Origin of the sequence: Methylobacterium sp. 285MFTsu5.1 (assembly GCF_000383455.1) — a bacterium.
Classification (GTDB): Bacteria; Pseudomonadota; Alphaproteobacteria; order Rhizobiales; family Beijerinckiaceae; genus Methylobacterium.
The window spans coordinates 70,277-90,345 of record NZ_KB911278.1 but is presented as its reverse complement, the minus strand read 5'-3'; the positions used below and the strand labels follow the sequence as shown (position 1 = coordinate 90,345).

At 73.5% G+C, this 20,069-nt stretch carries 21 protein-coding genes and 1 tRNA gene; 9 read left to right on the top strand and 13 right to left on the bottom strand.

Annotated features, from left to right (window positions below):
- Positions 1-55: 55 nt before the first annotated feature.
- A complete protein-coding gene (locus tag H288_RS0115265; protein ID WP_026604973.1) occupies positions 56-1,330 on the top strand; it encodes a hypothetical protein in 1,275 nt (424 codons plus the stop codon).
- Here H288_RS0115265 and H288_RS0115260 read toward each other — a convergent pair.
- Positions 1,302-2,807: a PLP-dependent aminotransferase family protein gene (locus tag H288_RS0115260; RefSeq protein ID WP_020093445.1), complete on the bottom strand. Its 1,506-nt coding sequence runs from the start codon at positions 2,805-2,807 to the stop codon at positions 1,302-1,304. The genes H288_RS0115265 and H288_RS0115260 overlap by 29 nt on opposite strands.
- 98 nt (positions 2,808-2,905) lie before the next feature.
- Between H288_RS0115260 and H288_RS0115255 the strand changes: the two genes are divergently transcribed.
- Positions 2,906-3,532: an FMN-binding negative transcriptional regulator gene (locus tag H288_RS0115255; protein ID WP_020093444.1), complete on the top strand. Its 627-nt coding sequence runs from the start codon at positions 2,906-2,908 to the stop codon at positions 3,530-3,532.
- Positions 3,529-4,245: a GNAT family protein gene (locus H288_RS0115250; RefSeq protein WP_020093443.1), complete on the top strand. Its 717-nt coding sequence runs from the start codon at positions 3,529-3,531 to the stop codon at positions 4,243-4,245. Before H288_RS0115255 ends, H288_RS0115250 begins: the two co-directional genes overlap by 4 nt.
- Positions 4,246-4,251: 6 nt before the next feature.
- Here the strand turns inward: H288_RS0115250 and H288_RS0115245 are convergent, their stop codons facing one another.
- Both H288_RS0115245 and H288_RS0115240 read right to left on the bottom strand, forming a co-directional pair.
- Positions 4,252-5,799, bottom strand: a complete 1,548-nt coding sequence (locus tag H288_RS0115245; RefSeq protein ID WP_020093442.1) for a GMC family oxidoreductase — start codon at positions 5,797-5,799, stop codon at positions 4,252-4,254.
- Complete coding sequence (locus tag H288_RS0115240) at positions 5,796-7,223, bottom strand: alpha/beta hydrolase (RefSeq protein WP_026604972.1); 1,428 nt, start codon at positions 7,221-7,223, stop codon at positions 5,796-5,798. Before H288_RS0115240 ends, H288_RS0115245 begins: the two co-directional genes overlap by 4 nt.
- A gap of 125 nt (positions 7,224-7,348) precedes the next feature.
- Here H288_RS0115240 and H288_RS0115235 point away from each other — a divergent pair, with 125 nt between their 5' ends.
- A complete protein-coding gene (locus tag H288_RS0115235; RefSeq protein WP_020093440.1) occupies positions 7,349-8,101 on the top strand; it encodes a GNAT family N-acetyltransferase in 753 nt (250 codons plus the stop codon).
- A gap of 49 nt (positions 8,102-8,150) precedes the next feature.
- On the opposite strand, the gene xseA is transcribed toward H288_RS0115235, so the two are convergent.
- From xseA to H288_RS0115200, 7 genes are all read right to left on the bottom strand, one after another.
- Entirely contained in the window at positions 8,151-9,851 is a 1,701-nt protein-coding gene (gene xseA, locus H288_RS0115230; RefSeq protein ID WP_020093439.1) for an exodeoxyribonuclease VII large subunit, read from the bottom strand.
- Positions 9,852-9,960: 109 nt separating this feature from the next.
- Positions 9,961-11,433: an MDR family MFS transporter gene (locus H288_RS0115225; RefSeq protein WP_020093438.1), complete on the bottom strand. Its 1,473-nt coding sequence runs from the start codon at positions 11,431-11,433 to the stop codon at positions 9,961-9,963.
- Positions 11,434-11,615: 182 nt separating this feature from the next.
- A complete protein-coding gene (locus H288_RS0115220; protein WP_020093437.1) occupies positions 11,616-12,932 on the bottom strand; it encodes an MFS transporter in 1,317 nt (438 codons plus the stop codon).
- Entirely contained in the window at positions 12,932-13,138 is a 207-nt protein-coding gene (locus H288_RS0115215) for an Rmf/CrpP family protein (protein WP_020093436.1), read from the bottom strand. Before H288_RS0115215 ends, H288_RS0115220 begins: the two co-directional genes overlap by 1 nt.
- A gap of 67 nt (positions 13,139-13,205) precedes the next feature.
- Positions 13,206-13,463: a catalase gene (locus H288_RS0115210; RefSeq protein WP_020093435.1), complete on the bottom strand. Its 258-nt coding sequence runs from the start codon at positions 13,461-13,463 to the stop codon at positions 13,206-13,208.
- A 104-nt stretch (positions 13,464-13,567) separates the two neighbouring features.
- Positions 13,568-13,831 (bottom strand): hypothetical protein, encoded by a 264-nt coding sequence (locus tag H288_RS0115205; RefSeq protein ID WP_020093434.1) that lies wholly within the window; start codon positions 13,829-13,831, stop codon positions 13,568-13,570.
- Positions 13,832-13,979: 148 nt separating this feature from the next.
- Positions 13,980-14,210 (bottom strand): hypothetical protein, encoded by a 231-nt coding sequence (locus H288_RS0115200; RefSeq protein WP_020093433.1) that lies wholly within the window; start codon positions 14,208-14,210, stop codon positions 13,980-13,982.
- Positions 14,211-14,371: 161 nt separating this feature from the next.
- On the opposite strand from H288_RS0115200, the gene H288_RS0115195 reads away from it, so the two are divergent.
- Positions 14,372-15,388 (top strand): NAD-dependent epimerase, encoded by a 1,017-nt coding sequence (locus H288_RS0115195; RefSeq protein WP_026604971.1) that lies wholly within the window; start codon positions 14,372-14,374, stop codon positions 15,386-15,388.
- A gap of 210 nt (positions 15,389-15,598) precedes the next feature.
- Positions 15,599-15,964 carry a cytochrome c family protein gene (locus H288_RS0115190; protein WP_020093431.1) on the top strand — a complete coding sequence of 122 codons (366 nt, stop codon included), beginning with the start codon at positions 15,599-15,601 and terminating at the stop codon, positions 15,962-15,964.
- A gap of 63 nt (positions 15,965-16,027) precedes the next feature.
- On the opposite strand, the gene H288_RS0115185 is transcribed toward H288_RS0115190, so the two are convergent.
- The 3 genes from H288_RS0115185 to H288_RS0115175 all read right to left on the bottom strand — a co-directional run bounded on the left by H288_RS0115185 (position 16,028) and on the right by H288_RS0115175 (position 17,769).
- Complete coding sequence (locus tag H288_RS0115185) at positions 16,028-16,546, bottom strand: MarR family transcriptional regulator (protein WP_020093430.1); 519 nt, start codon at positions 16,544-16,546, stop codon at positions 16,028-16,030.
- 129 nt (positions 16,547-16,675) lie between these two features.
- Positions 16,676-17,620, bottom strand: a complete 945-nt coding sequence (locus H288_RS0115180; RefSeq protein ID WP_020093429.1) for a site-specific tyrosine recombinase XerD — start codon at positions 17,618-17,620, stop codon at positions 16,676-16,678.
- The gene (locus H288_RS0115175; RefSeq protein WP_012317685.1) at positions 17,617-17,769 is read right to left on the bottom strand and encodes a hypothetical protein; all 153 of its coding nucleotides are present in this window, start codon (positions 17,767-17,769) and stop codon (positions 17,617-17,619) included. Before H288_RS0115175 ends, H288_RS0115180 begins: the two co-directional genes overlap by 4 nt.
- A gap of 244 nt (positions 17,770-18,013) precedes the next feature.
- On the opposite strand from H288_RS0115175, the gene H288_RS0115170 reads away from it, so the two are divergent.
- From H288_RS0115170 to H288_RS0115160, 3 genes are all read left to right on the top strand, one after another.
- On the top strand, positions 18,014-18,637 hold the full coding sequence (locus H288_RS0115170) for a shikimate kinase (protein WP_020093428.1): 624 nt from the start codon (positions 18,014-18,016) through the stop codon (positions 18,635-18,637).
- A gap of 19 nt (positions 18,638-18,656) precedes the next feature.
- A complete protein-coding gene (gene aroB, locus H288_RS0115165) occupies positions 18,657-19,796 on the top strand; it encodes a 3-dehydroquinate synthase (RefSeq protein WP_020093427.1) in 1,140 nt (379 codons plus the stop codon).
- Positions 19,797-19,905: 109 nt separating this feature from the next.
- Positions 19,906-19,981 (top strand) — tRNA-Thr (locus H288_RS0115160).
- The last annotated feature ends 88 nt before the right edge of the window (positions 19,982-20,069 follow it).

The window sequence follows — 20,069 nt, the reverse complement described above, 5'->3', positions numbered from 1 at the left end:
TCGGCGCGGTCCCGCGGCGGCGGACCGCGTCCGAACCGGCCGCGCGGGCGTCACGATGAGCCAAGTCCAATCCGGGCCAGTCCTATCCGGGCCAGTCCCGTCCGAGATCCTGCTCGTGCCCCGGGGCGAGGCCGGGCACTTCCTGCCGGCGGCCCTCGGCTGGCTGGGCAAGCGGGTCACCGTGACCGCCCAACCCGGCCCGGCGAACCACGTCCTCTGCCTGCCGGTCCTCGATTTCGTGCGTCTGGGCTTCCCGGAGGCGAACGGGCGCCTCGACCTCCTCGAACCGGGGGACGCCGAGAACCTCCGCGCCGGGCGCGCCGCGCTGCTCCTCGACCTCTCGAACGAGGGGCCGGGCCTGCACGCGCCGACCTTCGAAGCGCTGCACCGGAACCTCGAAGAACGCGGGATCCCGCGCGAGCGGGTGATCCTGGTCACGCAGAACCGGCTGCTGCGGCTCGACTACGAGCGGCTCTACGGCGAGGGCCTGCGGTTCTGGACCTTCGAGTTCTTCCCGCTCCAGGTCGCCCTCTGGCTGGACGACGCCGAGGGTCCGCGGCTCTTCCCACAGCACCCCCTCGACCGCACCGGCTACGCGCCCTTCGCCCGCGCCGCCGGCCCGGCCCGGTTCCTCTGCCAGAACGCGGCCCTGCGCTGGCACCGGGTGCTGCTCTACCGCTGGTTCCAGCTCAGCGGGCTGGACCGCGACGGGCTGATCTCCTTCCACGGCATCGGCGAGGACAACCCGAAGGCGGGCGGCATCGACGTCTTCCACGCCCCGCCGGAGATCGAGGCGGCCTTCGGGCCGCTGCTCGCCGATGTCGGCAGCTGGATCCCGCGCCGGGCGCGGCGGATCGATGCCGATCAGGGCACCGACATGGTCATGACCCTCGACACGCAGGCCTACGCGGCGTGCGACCTGACCGTCATCTCGGAGACCGACTTCTTCGAGCCGGGCGTCGAGCGGATCACCGAGAAGTCGATCAAGGCGGCGGCGACGGGCCTGCCCTTCGTGACGGTGGGCGCGCCGCGCGCCGTCGCGCGGCTGTCCGAGCTGGGCTTCGAGACCTTCGGCGGCCTGATCGACCACCACTACGACCTCGTGTCCGACCCGGCCGAGCGGCTGCCGCTCGTGTTCCGGTCGATCGAGCGCGCCTGGGCCGCGTGCCGGGACGACCGGGCGCGCTGGCACCGCCTCGCCCGCGAGCAGGCCGAGGCCAACGTGGCCCACGCGCGGCGCGGATTGCTGCCGCAGTACGAGCGGGTGATGGTCGCGCCGCTGATCGAGCGGCTGAACCGGTTCATGGAGACGGGCGCGATCCTCCACTGACCGCCGCCCGCAGGACCTCCGCCATGCGCCGCACCGCCGGCTCGATCGCCCGCTCGGGCACGGCGGCGTAGCCGAGGAGCAGGCCCGGCTCCGCCGGTCCGGCGTGGTAGGCCGAGAGCGCGACCGCCGAGATCCCCGCGCGGCCGAGCGCCGCCGCGGCGGCCACGTCGGTGAGGGCCGGGCCCCAGGCCGGCCCCGGCCGGGCGATGACGTGCATCCCGCCCTCCATGGCGGCGATCGCCGCGACGTCCCCGGCGTGGCGGCGCGCGGCCTCGATCAGCGCCTCCTGGCGCAGGGCGTAGAGGCGGCGCGTCCGGCGCAGATGGCCGGCGAGGTGGCCGTCCTCGATGAAGCGCGCCAGCGCCCACTGGCCGATCCCGGGCGGGGCGGGACCGGTCTCGGCCAGCGCCTGATTGACCGGCGCGACGAGGCCGCGGGGCAGCACAAGGTAGCTCAGGCCGAGGGCGGGCAGCAGCAGCTTCGAGAAGCTGCCGACGTAGATCACCCGGCCGCCGCGATCGAGGGCGCGCAGCGGCGCGAGCGGGCGCCCGGCATAGCGGTAGGCACCGTCGTAATCGTCCTCCACTATCCAGCCCGAGCCCGCCTCGGCCCAGGCCAGGAGGTCCAGGCGGTTCTCCAGGCTCATGGCGTGCCCGAGGGGGTAATGGTGGGCCGGCGTCACCACCGCGAGCCGCGCGCCGGGCGCCCCCGCGGCGGCCAGGGCCACCGACAGGCCCCCGGGACCGACCGGGACGGGAATCGGGTTCAGGCCGGCGCCGGCGAGGGCCTGCGCGATGCCCGGGAAGCCGGGCTCCTCGACCAGGGCGGTCTCGCCGGGATCGAGGAGCAGTTCGGCGAGCAGGCGCAGGCTCTGTCGGATACCCGCGGTGACGATGACGTCGTCGGCCTCGCAGGCGACGCCGCGCGCCTGGGCCAGGTAGGCGGCGATGGCGGCGCGCAGGGCCGGCGAGCCGCGCGGGTCCGGCCGCTCGGTCGGGCCGTGGCGCCACTCGGCCTGGAGCAGGCGACCCCAGACCTCGAAGGGGAAAGCGTCCTGCGCCGGCCGGCCCAGCGCGAAGGCGTCGGGCACGCCCGCACCCGCCATGTAGCGCCGCGGCGGCGCGGACACGAGGCGGGTGCCCCGACGGGACAGGGTCGGGGCCGGCTCGTCCCCCGGGCGTCGGAGCAGGCCGGGCGCGGGCAGCGCGTCGTCCGGCAGGGTCGCGGCGACGCGCGTCGCGGAGCCCGGCCGCGCCGTCAGGTAGCCCTCCGCGGTCAGCTGCTCCAGCGCCAGGACGACGGTCCCGCGCGCGCAGCCGAGGTCGGCGGCCAGGACCCGCGAGGCCGGGAGCCGGGCCCCGCGCGGCAGCCGGCGCTCGAGGATCGCGGCGCGCAGGCCCTCTCGGAGCTGCGCGTGCAGCGGCGCCGCGGCCGCGGTGTCGAGGGTGAGCGTCAGGGGCAGGGGAGCCCGGGCCATGCGGAAAACTGGTCCAGTCACAGCGCGAGAATTGGACCTTTCGCCTGGACCGCCGAACGGTCAAGCCCGGATCCGCAACATCGCCGCAGGACAGGCCCATGTACCAGCCGCCCCATTTCCGGGACGATTCACGCGCCGCGCAGCACGCGCTGATCCGCGCCAACCCCCTCGGCCTGCTGGTGACCGCCGGCGCGGGTGGCCTGACCGCCAACCCGATCCCGTTCCTCTTGGACGACGACGGTCCCCACGGGGTGCTGCGGGCGCATCTCGCCCGCGCCAACCCGCAGGGTCAGGATCTCGCCGCGGCGGAGGAGTGCCTGATCGTGTTCCAGGGGCCGCAGGGCTACGTCACGCCGAGCTGGTACGCGAGCAAGCGCGAGCACGGCCGGGTGGTCCCGACGTGGAACTACGCCACCGTCCATGCCTGGGGCCGGCCGCGGATGATCGAGGATGCCGACTGGCTCGGGCGCCAGATCGCCGACCTCACCGCCCTGCGCGAGGCGTCCCGGGCCGAGCCGTGGGCGGTCGCGGACGCGCCGGCGCCGTTCGTCGCCGCGCAGGTTCGGGGCATCATCGGCATCGAGATTCCGATCACGCGGGTCGAGGGGAAGTGGAAGATGAGCCAGAACAGGCCCGAGGCCGACCGGCACGGGGTCATCGCGGGGCTGCGCGCCGAGGGCGAGGCGGGTCTCGCCGGGCTGGTCGCCGAGCGGAGCGGGCTGTGAGCGCGCGCCTCAACGGCTTCGGCCAGCCCGTCGGCCCGGCGCTGCCGGACTGGAGCCCGCGCCCGCGGCCGCCGCGCACGCCCCTGGAGGGCCGCTTCTGCCGGCTCGTGCCGCTCGACGCCGCGGCGCACGCGGACGCACTCTACGCCACCTACAGGGCCGCCCCCGACACGCGCGGTTGGACCTATCTCGGCGACGAAATGCCGGAGAGCGCGGAGGCCTACCTGGCGCGCCTCGCGCGGCAGCAGACGAGCGAGGACCCGCTGTTCCACGCGATCCTGGATCACGCGAGCGGCGACGCCCTCGGGATCGCCTCGTATCTCCGGATCGATCCCGCCAACGGCGTGATCGAGATCGGCCACCTCCACTTCGGCCCCCGGCTGCAGCGGGCGCCCGCCGCCACGGAGGCCATGGCGCTGATGATGGCCCGGGCCTTCGACGAGCTCGGCTACCGGCGCTACGAGTGGAAATGCGACAGCCTCAATGCCCCGTCCCGGGCGGCGGCGCTGCGGCTCGGCTTCACCTTCGAGGGCATCTTCCGCAACGCCGTGGTGGTGAAGGGCCGCTCCCGCGACACGGCATGGTTCTCCATCACCGATACCGAGTGGCCGCGGGTGCGCGCCGGCTTCGCGGCGTGGCTGGACCCGTCGAACTTCGACGGGGCGGGCCGGCAGCGGCGCGGGCTCGCGGACCTGCGCGCCGCCGCGGGCTGAGCCGGCTCAGGGGCCGCCGGCCAGGAACGCCTCCGCGCTGCGCAGGCTGAGCGCCATGATGGTCAGGGCCGGGTTCGCCGCGAGCGAGCTCGGGAAGGTCGAGCCGTCGCAAATCCACAGGTTGTCGATGTCGAAGCTGCGGCCGTGCGGGTCGACGACGGCGCTCGTCCCGTCGCGGCCCATCCGGCAGGTCCCGAGCGTGTGGGCGACGCGCTCCAGCACCCAGACGTCGTCGGCCCCCGCCTCCTCCCAGAGATCGCGCATGACCTTGGTGGCGTGCGCGTTGAGGCGGTTCTCGTTGGTGCTGTAGCCGAAGCTGATATGGGCCTTGCGCATCCCGTGCGCGTCGGTCTCGTCGGCGAGGGTCAGCACGTTTGCGTCGCAGGGCAGCGTCTCGCCGTTGATGCCGATGCCGGCGAAGTGGTTGTAGCGGTCGAGGTAGTCGAGCAGCGGCTGCCCCCACAGGCCGCGCCCCCGCGCCGCCGAGTTGCCGAAGGTCAACGGCACCACGCCGAGGCTCTGGATCAGGTAGCCGCCGGCGAAGTCGGCGCCGGCGCGGATGAAGTCCTCGGTGATCAGCGAGGACGGATAGCCCCGGTTCATGCGCACCTCGTAGTCGAAGGTGCCCCAGACCTGGGTCGCCACGTGCCCCATGTAGTTGCGCCCGATCTGGCCGCTGGAATTGGCCAGGCCGAGATGGAGCAGCAGGCGCGGCGTCTCGACCGCTCCGGCGCAGAGGAAGACGGCGCCGCAGCGCTGCCGCCGCTCCGCGCCGTCCTGCCGGTAGACCACGCCGGTGATCCGGCCGTCGGCGCCCCGCTCCAGGCCGTGGACGAAGGCCTCGGCCCGGATCTCGGCGCCGCGGGCGACCGCGTAGGGTAGGTAGGTCACGTCCATGCTGGCCTTGGCGCCCGTGCGGCAGCCCTGGTGGCAGAAGCCGCAATTGATGCAGGCGTTGCGGCGGGGCCCGTCCTCGGACTGGAAGTCCCGCGAGACCACGGCGGCGGGCGCGTCCGCCCACCGGATGCCGCGGGCCTCGCAGGCCCGCGCCATGATCTGCGCCGGCCCGTTCCGCGGGACGGGGGGCAGGGGATAACGGCGGCCGGCATCCCACGGATAGCTCTGCGCGCCGGAGACGCCGAGGAAGCGCTCGACCCGCTCGTAGAACGGGAGCAGGTCCTCGTAGGACAGTGGCCAGTCGACCCCTTCGCCGCTCTCCGTGTGTAATCGGAGGTCGCGGGCGTCGGCCCGGGGCACGAAGGCGCCCCAGTGCAGCGTCGAGCCGCCGACGCCGGTCCCGCTGTTGTTCGCCCCGAAGGCCTCCGGGGTCGAGCCGCCGCTCAGCCGCTCCTCGGTCCAGTAGATCTCGTCGGCCAGCGTCTCGTCGAAGGCGAAGCGCTCCGGGGTGAAGTTCGGTCCGGCCTCCAAGGCCACGACCTTCAGCCCCGCCGCGGCGAGGCGCGCGATGAGCGGCGCGCCGCCGGCGCCCGTCCCCACCACGACCGCGTCGACGGCCTCGTCCGCGCGGTAGGTCCGCATCCCCGCGAGGTTCATCGTCCCGCCTCCGTCCGCAGCGCCCGCGGCTCCCAGGGTTCCGGCGCGTCGAGTCCGACGGCGTGGAAGCCCGGCAGGCCGTCCGCGATCTCGCCCGGCCGGTCGCCGCCGGCACCGATTCCCGAGAAGCCGATCCGCGCCAGGGCCGCCGGATGGCCGAGCCAGAGGCGGACCGCGTCGGCGCGGAGATCCTCGAACCAGAACCGCATCCGGTCGGCGTCGAGGCGGCCGCCGAGGCTCTCCGGAACCTGCAGCGCGGCGCGCGCGCACAGGGTGAGCAGCCCGTCCTGCTCGGCCGCGTCGAGGGTCACGAACGGGCGGTTGCGGGCGATGCGGGCGGCGGCGTCGAGCGTCCGAAGGGCGGCGCGGTAGGCCTCCGCGTCCGGCGGCAGGGCCGAGAAGCGCCAGCCGTCCCCGTCGCCGGAGGAAAGCCGCCGGTCGAGGCGGCCGGCCAGATCGAGGTGCGGCACCGGCACGACGCGGGCGAGGGCGGCCCGCAGGATCGCGAGTTCCACCGGGTCGAGGGCCGCCGGCCGATAGGCGGGATCGCCCGGCGCGGCGCGTTCCGCGAGCGCCTCACGGAGGCGGCTGTTCACGCGCTCGGAGGCGATCAGCGCCGCGTAGTCCGGCGGCACCGCCGGGCCGGCCTCGACGGGCGGCCGGGGCCGGTCACCGAGATGGGCGCGCAGGTGGTCGGCCAGGGCCGCGGGCCGCTCCAGCGGCAGGAGGTGGCCGACGCCGTCCACGGTGACGAGACGATGGTGCGCGAGGTGGGGCGCCGTGAGGGCCCGCTGCGCGTCAGGCCCGAGGTCGGCATCCTCGGACCCCGCGAGGACCAGCGCCGGGGTGCGCAGGACGCCGACCCGGCGGCACCAATCCTCGTTGGCGCCCTCCTCGAGCCAGGCTTTCCAGGCGGCCGGCTCGGCCCGCAGGACATCGGCCACCGCCCGCGCCTCGCTCTCGGGATCCAGGCCGTCGCCCACGTTGGCGCGCACGAAGGCCTCGGCCTCGCGGCGCCGGGTCTCGGGATCCGCGTCGATCCAAGCGAGCATGTCGGCGCGCCGGTCCTCCGGGATCGGCTCCGGGCTCGGCGGCGAACCGGAGACCAGGACGAGGTCGGTGAGCCCCGCCAGCCCCGCCTCGCCATCCTCGGCCCGGCGCGCGAGCGCCAGCGCAACCTTGGCCCCCATGCTGTGGCCGGCAATCGCGTAGCGCGCCGGAGCCCGCGCGCGGATGGCCTCGGCCACGTGATCGGCCATGGCGGCGACGGAGTAGCCCGGCGTGCCGGCGGCATCGCCGAAGCCCGGCAAGTCTACGGGCACGCAAGTCAACGGCGTCCCGTCGAGGGCGCGCGCGAGACGCTCCCAGCTTCGGGCACTTCCGCCCAGAAAGTGCAGGCAGAACAGGACTTCGGGCTCGGACATCGGCGAGACATCGCGCGGCGCCGGAATGCTTCAAGCGTACGCGACGCCGCATGGCCGAAGTCTTGTCTCGGACTCATTGGCCGAGTCGTGGCCGCGTGCGATCAGGAGCATCGGAGGAGGCGGCGATGGCGGATCTCGAACAGGCCTGGCGCGTGGAGGAGGCCTGCCTCAACGCCTGGCCGAGCCCGCGCGAGCTCCTGGTCCACGGCTACCTGCTGCGCGCCGCCGGCGGCCGCTCGAAGCGGCAGAATTCCGTGAACCCCATGCGCGGGAGCGGCGCGCCCGGACCGGCCATCGCGGCGGCGCGCGCGATCTACGGCCGCCTGGGGCAGCGCCCGATCTTCCGCGTGCCGGCCATCGCCCCGCAGATGGAGCCGCTCCTCGCCGGCGGCGATTACGATGTGGTCGACGAGACCTGCACGCTGATCCGCAGTCTCGACGACCTGCCGATTGCGCCCGATCCGGCCGTGGCGGTCGCCGCGGCGCCCGGGCCGGACTGGCTGGCCCTGCGCGACGCGGTGAACCGCGCGGATGAAGCGGCCGCGCGGGTGTTCCGCGACACCGTCGCCGCCCTGGCCCTGCCGCGGGCCTTCGCGGCGGCAGCGGCCGCGGGGGGCATCGGCGCCATCGCCTTCGGGGTGCTCGACCGGGAGCTGATGGTCATCGAGGCGGTGGCGACGCCCGAACCCCTGCGCGGCCGCGGCCATGCCCGGCGCGCGGTCGGCGCGCTGCTGCGTTGGGGCCGCGGGGAGGGCGCCCGGGCCGCCTGCCTGCAGGTCGTGGCCGCGAACACGCCGGCGCGGGCGCTCTACAGAGCACTCGGATTCGAGCGCGAACTGTACCGCTATCACTACCGGGTCGGACCGGAGCCCGGCTGAGACGCGGGGGGTCGCGGGCCGGCCCTTACATCCGGCCGCGGCGACCGTTTCAGGCGTCGAACAGCGAGCCCTGCCGCGTCGGGGCGGGGCTCGCGCCGGTCCGTTTGCCGGCCGTCGCCGGCGCGGCCGCGCCGCCGCGCCGGGCGGGCTTCGCGGACGGGGATGGAGCGGCCGACAGGGACGGATCGGCAGTCCCATCGGGCACGGCCGTCACGGTCCCGTCGGCGAATTGCAGGCTGAGGCGCTGGGCGGCCGCCGCCTCCGCGGCGCGGCGGACGGGCAGCCCCGCGGCGTCGCGTACCAGCACGTAGCCCCGGTCGAGCACCGCGCGGTAGCTGAGTGAGCCGAGCAGGCCCGCCAGACCGTCGAGCCGGTCGCGACGACGCTCGATCCCGCGCGCGCCCGCCTGGGCGAGGCGCTCCGACAAGGCGAGGAGCCGGTCGGTGCGGCGCGCCTGCAGCGCCCGGGCCCGTTCCAGGCTGGCCTCGCGTGCGACGACGAGGCGGCGCCCGAGCTGGACCAGGGCCTCGCCCTTGCGCTGGACGTCGTTGCGCAGGGCGTGGAGCGGCCGGTGGTCGATCCGCGCCAGCCGGGCGCGGGCGTTGGCGAGGGCCACGTCGGGCGAGCGGCGGGCCATCCGGTCGAGGAGCAGCTGGAGCCGCGCGCGGTGGCGGCTCGCGCCCGCCGCCAGCGCCGGGGCGAGGCGCGCCTCGGCGAGGTCGAGCCGCTGGCGCTTGGCCGCCAGCAGGGCGTCGGCGCTCGGAAGGGCGCGTCCGAGGGCGCGCAGGTCCGACCGGTCGCGGTCGATCCGGCGCCCGACCGCCCCCCGGCCGCGGGCCGACAGGTCCGCCACCGTGGCGATCAGGTCGGCGCGGACCGGCACCGCCATCTCGGCGGCGCCCGTCGGGGTCGGCGCGCGGCGGTCCGAGACGTAGTCGATCAGCGTGGTGTCGGTCTCGTGCCCCACCGCCGAGATCAGCGGGATCGCGCTCGCGAAGGCGGCGCGGACGACGCATTCCTCGTTGAAGGCCCAGAGATCCTCGATCGAGCCGCCGCCGCGGGCCACGATGAGCACGTCCGGGCGCGGGATCGGCCCCCCGGCCGGGAGGGCGTTGAAGCCGCGGATCGCGGCCGCGACCTCCTCGGCCGCGCCGTCGCCCTGGACCCGCACCGGCCAGACGAGGACCGGACGGGGAAAGCGGTCCTCCAGCCGGTGGAGGATGTCGCGGATCACCGCGCCGGTCGGCGAGGTGACGACGCCGACGACCCGCGGCAGGTAGGGGATCGGCCGCTTGTGGTCCGGCGCGAAGAGGCCCTCGGCCGCGAGCTGCTTCTTGCGCTCCTCCAGGAGCGCCATCCAGGCGCCGAGCCCCGCGGGCTCCAGGCTCTCGATGACGATCTGGTACGAGGACTTGCCCGCGAAGGTCGTGATGCGGCCGGTGGCGACGACTTCCAACCCCTCCTGCGGCCGCTGGCGCAGGCGTCCGAACACGCCCTTCCAGACCACCGCGTCGATCCGCGCCTGCCCGTCCTTCAGGGAGAAATAGGCGTGGCCCGAGCCGTGCTGGCCGCGATACCCCGAGATCTCCCCGCGCAGCCGGACGTGCCCGAAGGCGTCCTCGAGGGTGCGCTTCAGGGCGCCCGCGAGCTCGCCGACCGACCATTCCGGCTGGTTGGCGTTGAGCACGCTGGTCGGCGGGATGTCCGCCGCTTGCTGGGCTGCGGGGCGCGGGGGCGGCACGAGGGGCATGAGCCGACGCTAGGGGCCTCCGGCGGGACAGTCAAAGGCCCGCTGTGGAGACGGGATCGCTCGGCCGGCGCCGCGCCTGCGGCGCCTCTCCCTCGGCGAATGCCGCCCCCTACTCGACGGCGAGCTCGCGCGGCCGGTCGGAGATCGCCACCGGCGGGACCAGCAGCGACAGGAGCAGGGTCAGCCCCGCCACGGCGAACACCGTCCAGAACGTGCCGTGCAGGGCGTGCTCCAAGCCGGCCCGGATCGCCTCGCCGCCGGCCCCGAGACTTGCCGGATCGTCGAGCAGGCGCCGCAGCTGATCGGAGTTCACCGCCGGGCCGCTCGACGGGTTCGCGAGCCGGTAATTCAGCACCGCCCCGAGGACGGTCGCGCCGAGGGTCGAGCCGAGGTTGCGCGAGAAGATGTTGGAGGCCGTCGCCGCCCCGCGCTGCGCCCAGGCGACGCTGTCCTGGATGATCACGATGGCGGCCGTGGACAGGAAGCCCATGCCGAGCCCCATCACGACCGAGCCGCAGGCCGCCACCGCCGGGGAGGTATCGGGCCCGAGAGCCACGAAGGCGACCGCGCCGAGGGGCAGGAGCGTCGCGCCGACCAGCAGGATCGGGCGCAGGCCGAACCGCACGAAGCTGCGCGCCGCCGTCGTGGCGCCGATCGGCCAGCCGAGCACCATCAGGGTCAGGGTCAGTCCGGCGATCAGGGGCGACTGCCGCATGACGCCCTGCACGTACATCGGCAGGAACGCCGTGAGCCCGATCACCGTCATGCCGGAGAGCAGCGTCGCGGTGTTGGCGGTCGCGATGGGGCGCTGCAACCACAGGCGAATGTCGAGCATCGGGTCCGGCGCGCGCCGCTCCTGGACGACGAACAGAGTCGCGGCCACCACGAAGGCCACCGCCGGCCACAGGGCGGCTTCGGCCGACTCGCCCGCCTCGGTCAGCGCGATCATCAGCGCCGCGATGGCGGCGGTGAACAGGGCCGCACCGATCGCGTCGATCTGGCGCGGGCGGCGCTCGACGCCCTCGTGGAGGAAGCACAGGAACAGGCCGGCCGCGATCACGCCGATCGGCAGGTTGATCCAAAAGATCCAGGGCCAGCTCAGGTGGCCGATGATCAGGCCGCCGACCAGCGGGCCGGCCACCGACGAGATCCCCCAGACACTCGCGAGGTAGCCCTGGACCTTGCCGCGTTCCCGCACCGCGTAAAGGTCGCCGATGACGGTCAGGCTCACCGGCTGGATCGCCCCGGCGCCGACGCCCTGGATGAGGCGGAACAGGATCAGCGAGGGCATCGACCACGCGAGCCCGCACAGGAGGGAGCCCGCCAGGAACACCGCGATGCCGAACAGCAGGACTGGCCGGCGTCCGTAGAGGTCCGAGAGCTTGCCGAACACCACCGTGGTGGCCGTCTGCGTCAGCAGGAAGGACGCGAACACCCAGGCGTAGAGGTGAAGGTCGCCGAGATGACCGGCGATCTGCGGCATCGCCGTCGAGACGATCGTCGCCTCGATGGCGATCATGAACATCGACGCCATCACCGCGGCGAGGACCAGCGGGCGGCGCGTCTCGAGGGACTTGGGCATCGGGCCGATCTAGGCCCGCCGCGCCTGCACACCTAGCGTTGGCTCGGGCAACCGGCCTCTCCGCGGCGAGATCCGTGCGCGGGCGCACATCCGCTCGGTGTCGGCCCCGCGATGGGCGCATGGATGACCCGCCCTGATGCAGCACGTGCATACATAATGCGGAACGCCCCGGCGCGACCGACTCAGGCCTCCGCGTCGGCGTCGAGGTCCCTTCCGCGGGTCTCGGGCAGCAGGAACGCGGCGATCGTCCCGACGAGGCTGAACGCGGCGAGGTAGTAGGCCGGCGCGAGCCGGTCGCCGGTCGCGGCGATCAGCCAGTTCACCACGTAGTTCGTGCTGCCGCCGAACACCGAGACGGAGACCGCGTAGACGATCGACAACCCGGCGCTGCGCACCGCCCGCGGCAGGGCCTCGGGAATGCCGACGATCACGGCCGCCGCGTTGATGGACGACAGCGCCGAGAGCAGGAAGGTGACCGCGTAGACGCTGGCAGCGCTCGGCGCCCGCACCACCCAGGCGAAGGCCGGGACCGCCAGGATCAGGATCAGCGCCCGCGGCCAGATCATCACCGGTCGCCGCCCGTACCGGTCGGCCAGCCAGCCGCCGAGCAGCGGGAAGATCACCGAGGCGAGCCCGAGGGCGATCGGCACCGCCGTGGCGGCGGTCTCGCTCAGGCCGAGGGTCGCGCCTGCGAAGACCGGCATGTTGGTGCCGACCGCGTTCGACACGGTCGAGGCCGCGATGACCAGGAAGGTCAGGCCCAGCAGGCGGCCGTGCTCGCGCAGGAGCCGGCCGACCACCGCCATCGTCGAGGCCGCCGCGTGCGGATCCTCCTCGGCGCCGGCGGTCTCGGGCAGGTGGCTGCGGATGATGAGGCCGACCGGTACGACGCACAGGCCGAGGGCGAACATCAGCCGCCAGCCCCACTGCGCCATCGCTTGGTCGCCGACCGCGAGCGCCAGGGCGGTCGCGATGATCCCGGCGAACAGGGCGGCGCAGCCCTGGCTGGCGATCTGCCAGCTCGTCACGAAGCCGCGCCGGTCCGGGGGCGCGGCCTCCAGCAGGAAGGCGGTCGAGGGACCGACCTCGCCGCCGAGGGCGAGGCCCTGCACGAGGCGTCCGGCGATGACGATGACCTGCGCCCAGCCGCCGATCGTCGCGTAGGAGGGGCAGGCGGCCAGCATGAGCATGCCGACGGCCATCAGCGCGATGGTGATCAGCATCGCGGGCTTGCGGCCGGCCCGGTCCGCGAAGGCGCCGATCAGCACACCGCCGATGGGCCGCATGACGTAGCCGATGCCGAACAGGGCGAGCGATGCCAGCAGGCTGTGGGTCGGGTCGTTCGCCGGGAAGAAGGCCTCGCCGATCGGCTTGGCGAAGAAGGCGTAGACGGTGAAGTCGTAGAATTCGAGGGCGTTGCCCAGGACGACGGCCCCGACCGACTTGCGGTCGAGAGTCGAATGATGCGCGCCGGGATGCGGTGCGGTCCGGGCGTCCATCAGCGGGCCGACCCGTCGACCGGGTGCTTGGCGAGACCGCCGGTCACGGGCGTCTCGCCCTCCGCCAGGGCCGCGTCGTAACCGGCCAGCCAGAGCGCGCGCGCCTCCGTCCCCTCCGCGTAGGGGCAGGCTTCCCGGGCGAGCCCTTTGGCGGGCGCGGCCCGGCCGAGGGCGCGGGCATCGAGGTCGTTCGGTGGCGTATCCATACGGGCGCAGCTCCGTTCCGGTGGGCTGCGGCGCGATGTAGGGCGCGGAGCGCGCGCGTCGCCGATCTCAGTGACGCGTCGGGTCCGCGTCGGCGGGCAGCGCCACGGCCTCGCTGAACGGGAATTCCAGCACGACCTCGCCGTCGTCGTCCGTGACCACGAGGCACGCCGTCATCAGCCGGGCCTGATCCTGCGGCTGGCGCAGGGCGGCGCGGATCGTCTCCCGCGCCGCCTCCCAGGCCGCGTCCGGATCCCGAAGCTCGATCCCGGTCGGGTCGGAGATGACGTCCTCGCCGATCTGCGTGTGGAAGAAGTAGCGCGGCATGGTCTTCACCGATTGCAGGGGTGCCGCCCCGGGCGGAGCGACCCACGACAGGTGGTGATGGCCGCGCGTCGGACCAGATGCGGCGCGCCCCCCTGCCTCGGCCCTCAGCCGTGCGCGGCGCGCGCGGCCGGCGCGGTCGGGACCGGGCGCAGCGCCCGCACCTGGCCGGTGGAACCGCCCGCGCGGTGCTGCTTCTCCATCGCCATGAGCGGCCGCAGCTCGGGCTCGGCGAAATCGAGGAGCTTGGCGTTGCGCCAGCGCGGCTTGCCGGAGCCGCGGCCGAACCAGCGGGGGCGCTCCTCCTCGACCAGGAGCACCAGCCGCCCTGTCCAGGTCTTCCGGAACCAGAAACGCCCTGTCAGAGACATCGTCCCATCCTCGCCGTCGAGCCGCCCCCGGTCTGGCCGCCTCAATAGCGAACTTGGCTGTTCGCGTACTGATTGAGGACGCGGGCGAACAGGCGCACCACCGATATCCACAGCGTCACGCCGGGACTGCGGGGGACTCGGGGCACGGTCAGTGCGCGATATGCCGGACCGACAGCGCCAGCACGACGAGCCAGACGAGCCCCGAGAGACCGAACACGAAGCCGCGGAGGATCGCCGCTTCCAGCGCCGCGTGTGCGGAGCGCGGCTCCGAAGCCCGCTCCCTCCGCGAAGGCTCGGGACGCGCCCGGACCGGGCGCTGCTCCGGCACGGTGAGCAGGCGGGTCAGGCTGTCGGGGAGCGGTCTCGGATCGGGCTGCACGGCAGCCGCGAGCCTAGCGCGTCACGCGCCCGCACGACAGGCCGCTCGGAGCGTCGGCAGGCTCATGTCGGCAGGCTCATGTCGGGCACCGATTTGTCGCGCCCATACCCCATGCTACAGCTCGCCCCCCGGGCGGCCAGTCAGCCCGTCGGTCCGCGCGCATGTCCCTGCCACCTGTTCTGATCACCGGCGTGGCCGGCTTCATCGGGAACCAGCTCGCCCTGCGCCTCCTCGAGGACGGCCGGCAGGTCGTCGGGCTGGACAGCGTCAACGCCTATTACGACGTGCGCCTCAAGGAAGCCCGGCTGCAACGCCTCGCGGATTTCCCGGGCTACAGCTTCGCGCGCCTCGACCTCGCCGACCGCGACGGCCTCGACGCGCTGTTCCGCCGCCACGCGTTCCGCACGGTGATCCACCTCGCGGCCCAGGCCGGCGTGCGCTACTCGCTCACCGATCCGCACGCCTACGCGGCGAGCAACCTCGTCGGCTTCCTGAACATCCTCGAGGCCTGCCGCCACGGCGGCGTGGGACACCTCCTCTACGCGTCCTCCAGCTCCGTCTACGGCGGCGTCACCGCGATGCCGTTCTCGGTGCACCAGAACGTCGACCATCCGCTCAGCCTCTACGCCGCGACCAAGAAGGCGAACGAGCTGATGGCGCACAGCTACAGCCATCTCTACGGCCTGCCGACGACGGGCCTGCGCTTCTTCACCGTCTACGGCCCCTGGGGCCGGCCCGACATGGCGCTGTACCTGTTCACCCGCGCGATCCTGGCGGGCGAACCGATCCGCGTGTTCAACGAAGGGCGGATGCTCCGGGACTTCACCTACATCGACGACATCGTCGCGGGGATCCGGGCCCTGGCCGACCGGCCGGCCGCGCCCGACCCCGCGTGGAGCGGCGCGGCGCCGGATCCCGGGACCAGCTCCGCCCCCTACAGGATCTACAACATCGGCAACAACGAGCCGGTGGCGCTCCTGGATATGATCGCGCTCCTCGAGGACGCCCTGGGCCGCAAGGCGGAGAAGATCCTCCTGCCGATGCAGCCCGGGGACGTCCCGGCGACCTACGCCGACATCGACGACCTCGTGCGGGACGCCGGCTTCCGGCCCGCCACGCCCCTGAAGACCGGGATCGGGCGCTTCGTCGACTGGTATCGGACCTATCACGGGATCTGAGGGAACGGCGCCGCGCGCCGTCGCACGGAGCCAATCCGTTCACGCGGTGTTGAGTGGGGCGGCGGCCCGCAGCAGCCGCCAACCGGCCCCGGATGACGGCTATCCCAGACTGGGCCGTTGCGCGCGCCGGGCACATTCATTTAGAGCTGTTCCAGGCAGGCAAGCTCTGCCCGCATCGCTGCCCAAGCGGCGGCCAACAGGAGGAAATCCATGCGTTCACTCGTTTTCGGCGCCGTCCTTGCCGTCGTGATGCCTCTCGCCGCGCAGGCCCAGGACGCCGGCGACGCCGCGGCCGGCGAGAAGGCGTTCGCCCCCTGCAAGGCGTGCCACAACTTCCAGAAGAACGGCGTGGGTCCCGACCTGAAGGGCGTCGTCGGCCGCAAGGCGGGCACCTACGAGGGCTACAACTACTCCGCCGCCCTGAAGAACTCCGGCATCACCTGGGACGAGGCCAACCTGCACGAGTGGCTGAAGAACCCGAAGGCGAAGGTGCCCGGCACCAAGATGATCTTCCAGGGCTACCCCGACGACAAGAAGATCAACGACGTCATCGCCTACCTCAAGACGCAGTCCTGAGAGGCGAAGATCGGCACGAACCGGGAGCGGCCGCCCGGCCGCTCCCGGGGCTCCGGCCGCGTCCTAGTCGGGCGTGAGGCCGGCCTGCAGGCTCAGCCTGAGCGTGACGAGATCCTGAAGCAGGTCCTTGCGGCCCTGGATATCGAGACCGGTCATGCCCCCCGCCTCGTCGGGCAGGCAGGCGAGTTCCTCGCGCAGGGCCTCGCCGGCGGCGGTGAGGAAGATGCTGACCTGACGCTCGTCGACCCGGTCGCGGGCGCGGCGCACGCGCCCGGAGGCTTCCAGGCGCTTCAGGAGCGGCGTCAGCGTACCCGAATCCAGGAACAGGCGGTTCCCGATCTCCTTGACCGACAATCCGTCCTGCTCCCACAAGACCAGCAGGACGAGGTATTGCGGATAGGTCAGTTCGTGGCGACCCAGGAGGTTGCGGTAGGCGCGGCCGAAGGCGTGCGCGGCGGCGTAGACCGCGAAGCACAGCTGGTTGTCGAGGCGCTGCCGCTCCCGCTGCGAAAGCTGGTCGGCACGCGTGTGCCCCGCTCGATCCGGCTCGATGCCGATCTGCGAGGCCGTGGGGCCTGACATAGGAAAACTCTCTCTGGTAAAGGCTGGCTCGCGTACCGGTATGGCGAGGGGCTACTTCTAGGCAGTTCGCTAAACGTATACAATTGGGGCGACCGACCGAGAGTTGCCACACCATCCGCCCGCCAGCGCTCAGCCATCCATCAGCGGATGCAGATCGCGGACCATCGCCTTCAGGCGCTCGTCGAGGACGTGCGTGTAGATCTGCGTCGTCGAGATGTCGGCGTGGCCGAGCAGCTCCTGGACGATGCGCAGGTCGGCGCCGTTCTGCAGGAGGTGACTCGCGAAGGCGTGGCGGAGCACGTGGGGGCTCACCCGATCCGGGTGGAGCCCCGCCGCCGGGGCCAGCACCTTGAGATCGCGGGCGAAGGCCTGACGGGTGAGATAGCCGCTGTCGCTGTCGGCGGGAAACAGCCACGGGTTGTCCTCCGGCACGGCCGGAAGATGCGCCGCCATCGCGGTGCGGGCCGCATCGGTCAGGGGCACGAGGCGCTCGCGGCCGCCCTTGCCCTTGACGATGAGGTAGCGCTCGCGCGTCGCGCCCGCCGCGCGGGGCAGGGCGACCAGTTCCGAGACGCGCAGGCCCGTGGCGTAGAGCAGCTCGAGCAGGCACGCCATCCGGCGTGCCCGCCGGGCTGGGCCGGGGGCCTGATCGGCGCTGGCGGCCGCCTGCGCCGTGGCGAGCAGCCGGTCGACCTCCGCGATGGACAGGACCTTGGGGAGCGCGCGCCCGCGGCGCGGACCGGACACCGCGACGCTCGGATCGCTCTCGGCGCCGCCTTCGGCGTAGAGGAACTTGTGGAAACCGCGCACGCAGGACAGGCGCCGCGCCGCCGAGGACGCCTTCAGGCCCCGGGTCTCGAGGTCGATCAGGAAGGCCCGCAGCGTGCCGGCCTCCACGTCGCCGAGCGCCGTGCCCGAGCGCGCGAGATAGTCGAGGTAATCGTCCAGGTCCCGGCGGTAGGCGCTCAGGGTGTTCAGCCCGGCACCGCGCTCGGCGGCCAGCATGTCGAGGTACTCGGCGACCTCGGGGCGGGGCGCCCGGGCGGCGTCGCCGCTGCCCTCCGGCCCGCTCAACGGTTGCCCGGCTGCAGCTTCGAGGCGGGGATGGTCACGCTCATCTCCCGCGGCGTCGGCTGGACGAAATGCGCGAGCGCGAACATGGCCGCGTAGACCAGACCCGCCAGGATCGCGAGGGTGGCAAAGAAACGGAACAGGGTCGGCACGTCGGTCGAACCTCGGGCAGACGGGCGCTGGCGGCGGGGAGGGGGCGGGCGAAGGCCTTCTCCGAGCCGCCGCCGATGCCCGGGTTCGACCACGTGAACGAGGCGCTGACAAGGCCCACGACGACACAGGGATGCGTTTCGCAGGCCGCTTGAATCGCGCTAAGAGCCTGCCGCAGGATGTGAGGCTGCCCGGGCGACAGGCGCGCGGGGGCCGGTGGAGAGGCGGGGACGCCGCACGGATGCGATGCAGGAGTCGATGCAGGAGGCCATGAGCGGGGAGGAGGCGGGGGAACCGATCGAGGCGCGTCTGCGCCGCGCGCTCGGCCTGCGCTCGATCGTGCTCGTGGGCCTCATGGGAGCGGGCAAGAGCACCGTCGGCCGACGTCTGGCGAGCCGCCTCGGGCTGATCTTCAAGGATGCCGACATCGAGATCGAGGCCGCGGCCGGCCTGACGATCCCCGACATCTTCGCGATCTACGGCGAGCCGAGCTTCCGCGACGGCGAGGAGCGGGTGATCTCGCGCCTGCTGCGGGCCGGCCCGCTGGTCCTGGCGACGGGCGGCGGCGCCTACCTGCGCGAGGCGACCCGCGCGCGCATCGCTGAATCGGCGGTCTCCGTCTGGCTGAAGGCCGATCTGGACGTGCTGATGCGGCGGGTCCGCAAGCGCGGCAACCGCCCGCTGCTGCAGACCGAGGATCCCGAGGCGACGATGCGCGACCTGATGGCCGTGCGCCACCCGGTCTACGCCGCCGCCGACGTGATGGTCATCTCGCGGGAGGTCTCGCACGACCGGGTCGTCCAGGACGTGCTGGAGGCGCTGGATGCCCATCTCAGCGGCGAAGGATCCATCCCCGTGGCCGCCCAGTGAGACCCGAGCGAACCGATCCATGACCGAGCCCCGTCCGGACCTCCTGACCGTCCACGTGCCCCTCGACGCCGGCCGCGCCTACGACATCCAGATCGGGCGCGGGCTGATCGACACCGCCGGCACCGCGGTCGCCGCGCTCGGGGCCCGCCGGGCGGCGATCGTGACGGACGCGACGGTCGGCGCGCTCTACGCCGCGCGGCTGCGGACCAGCCTGGAGCGCGCCGGCCTCCAGGCGGGCGTGGTGACGGTGGCGCCGGGCGAGGCCTCCAAATCCTACGCGGGCTACGCGGAGGTCTGCGACGGTCTGCTCGCCCTCAAGGTCGAGCGCGGCGACCTCGTCGTGGCGCTGGGCGGCGGCGTGGTCGGCGACCTCGCGGGCTTCGCGGCTGCCACCCTGCGGCGCGGCGTGCGCTTCGTGCAGGTGCCGACGAGCCTGCTCGCGCAGGTCGATTCCTCGGTCGGCGGCAAGACCGGCATCAACGCGCCGCTGGGCAAGAACCTGATCGGCGCCTTCCACCAGCCGCGCCTCGTCCTGGCCGACACGGCCGCCCTCGACACCCTGTCCGAGCGCGAGATGCGCGCCGGCTACGCCGAGGTCGCCAAGTACGGGCTGATCGCCGATCCGGGCTTCTTCGACTGGTGCGAGGCGAACTGGCGCGGGATCTTCGCCGGCGGCCCGGAGCGCGAGCAGGCGGTCGCCGCCTGCTGCCGGGCCAAGGCCGCGGTGGTCACCCGCGACGAGCGGGAGGACGGCGAGCGTGCGCTGCTCAATCTCGGTCACACCTTCGGCCACGCCCTGGAGCGCCTGACCGGCTACGATTCCGCCCGCCTGGTCCATGGCGAGGGCGTCGCGATCGGGATGGCGCTCGCCTTCCGCTTCTCGGCACGCCTCGGGCTCTGCGCGGGACAGGATGCGGGCCGGGTCGCCAACCATCTCGCGCTCGCCGGCCTGCCGACCCGTCTGCAGGCCGTTCCAGGCGGGTGCGGCGACGCCGAGGCGCTCCTCGACGCGATGACCCAGGACAAGAAGGTCCGCGACGGCGCGCTGACCTTCATCCTCGCTCGGGGGATCGGCCAGAGCTTCATCGCCCCCGGCGTGGACCGGGCGGAGGTGGCGGCGTTCCTGCAGGATGAATTGGCGTCGGACCAAGCCGCCTGACGCCCGCGAGCGCCGGCTGTGGCCTTGCCTAACGCAGGCCGGGCCGCTATGAGCCTGCCACGTCCGGCGCCGGTCACCGCGCGCCGCCGACGGTCCCGTCGGGGCCAGGGCCGCAATAGCTCAGCTGGTAGAGCACCTCATTCGTAATGAGGGGGTCGGGGGTTCGAATCCCTCTTGCGGCACCATTTCCCCCAGGCGTTTCCCGAAAGCATACTCGAGCGAGCCGCTGGCCGATGGCCTGTGCCGGCTCGAGCCCGCGTGAGCCCCTCGGCT

Coding starts and splice junctions, on each gene's coding strand:
- H288_RS0115255 (WP_020093444.1), top strand. CDS start 2,906: ATGTACCAGCCGCCCCATTTCCGGGACGATTCACGCGCCGCGCAGCAC.
- H288_RS0115185 (WP_020093430.1), bottom strand. CDS start 16,546: ATGTCAGGCCCCACGGCCTCGCAGATCGGCATCGAGCCGGATCGAGCG.
- H288_RS0115195 (WP_026604971.1), top strand. CDS start 14,372: ATGTCCCTGCCACCTGTTCTGATCACCGGCGTGGCCGGCTTCATCGGG.
- H288_RS0115235 (WP_020093440.1), top strand. CDS start 7,349: ATGGCGGATCTCGAACAGGCCTGGCGCGTGGAGGAGGCCTGCCTCAAC.
- H288_RS0115205 (WP_020093434.1), bottom strand. CDS start 13,831: ATGTCTCTGACAGGGCGTTTCTGGTTCCGGAAGACCTGGACAGGGCGG.
- H288_RS0115225 (WP_020093438.1), bottom strand. CDS start 11,433: ATGCCCAAGTCCCTCGAGACGCGCCGCCCGCTGGTCCTCGCCGCGGTG.
- H288_RS0115215 (WP_020093436.1), bottom strand. CDS start 13,138: ATGGATACGCCACCGAACGACCTCGATGCCCGCGCCCTCGGCCGGGCC.
- H288_RS0115265 (WP_026604973.1), top strand. CDS start 56: ATGAGCCAAGTCCAATCCGGGCCAGTCCTATCCGGGCCAGTCCCGTCC.
- H288_RS0115190 (WP_020093431.1), top strand. CDS start 15,599: ATGCGTTCACTCGTTTTCGGCGCCGTCCTTGCCGTCGTGATGCCTCTC.
- xseA (WP_020093439.1), bottom strand. CDS start 9,851: ATGCCCCTCGTGCCGCCCCCGCGCCCCGCAGCCCAGCAAGCGGCGGAC.
- aroB (WP_020093427.1), top strand. CDS start 18,657: ATGACCGAGCCCCGTCCGGACCTCCTGACCGTCCACGTGCCCCTCGAC.
- H288_RS0115210 (WP_020093435.1), bottom strand. CDS start 13,463: ATGCCGCGCTACTTCTTCCACACGCAGATCGGCGAGGACGTCATCTCC.
- H288_RS0115240 (WP_026604972.1), bottom strand. CDS start 7,223: ATGTCCGAGCCCGAAGTCCTGTTCTGCCTGCACTTTCTGGGCGGAAGT.
- H288_RS0115170 (WP_020093428.1), top strand. CDS start 18,014: ATGCAGGAGTCGATGCAGGAGGCCATGAGCGGGGAGGAGGCGGGGGAA.
- H288_RS0115260 (WP_020093445.1), bottom strand. CDS start 2,807: ATGGCCCGGGCTCCCCTGCCCCTGACGCTCACCCTCGACACCGCGGCC.
- H288_RS0115220 (WP_020093437.1), bottom strand. CDS start 12,932: ATGGACGCCCGGACCGCACCGCATCCCGGCGCGCATCATTCGACTCTC.
- H288_RS0115245 (WP_020093442.1), bottom strand. CDS start 5,799: ATGAACCTCGCGGGGATGCGGACCTACCGCGCGGACGAGGCCGTCGAC.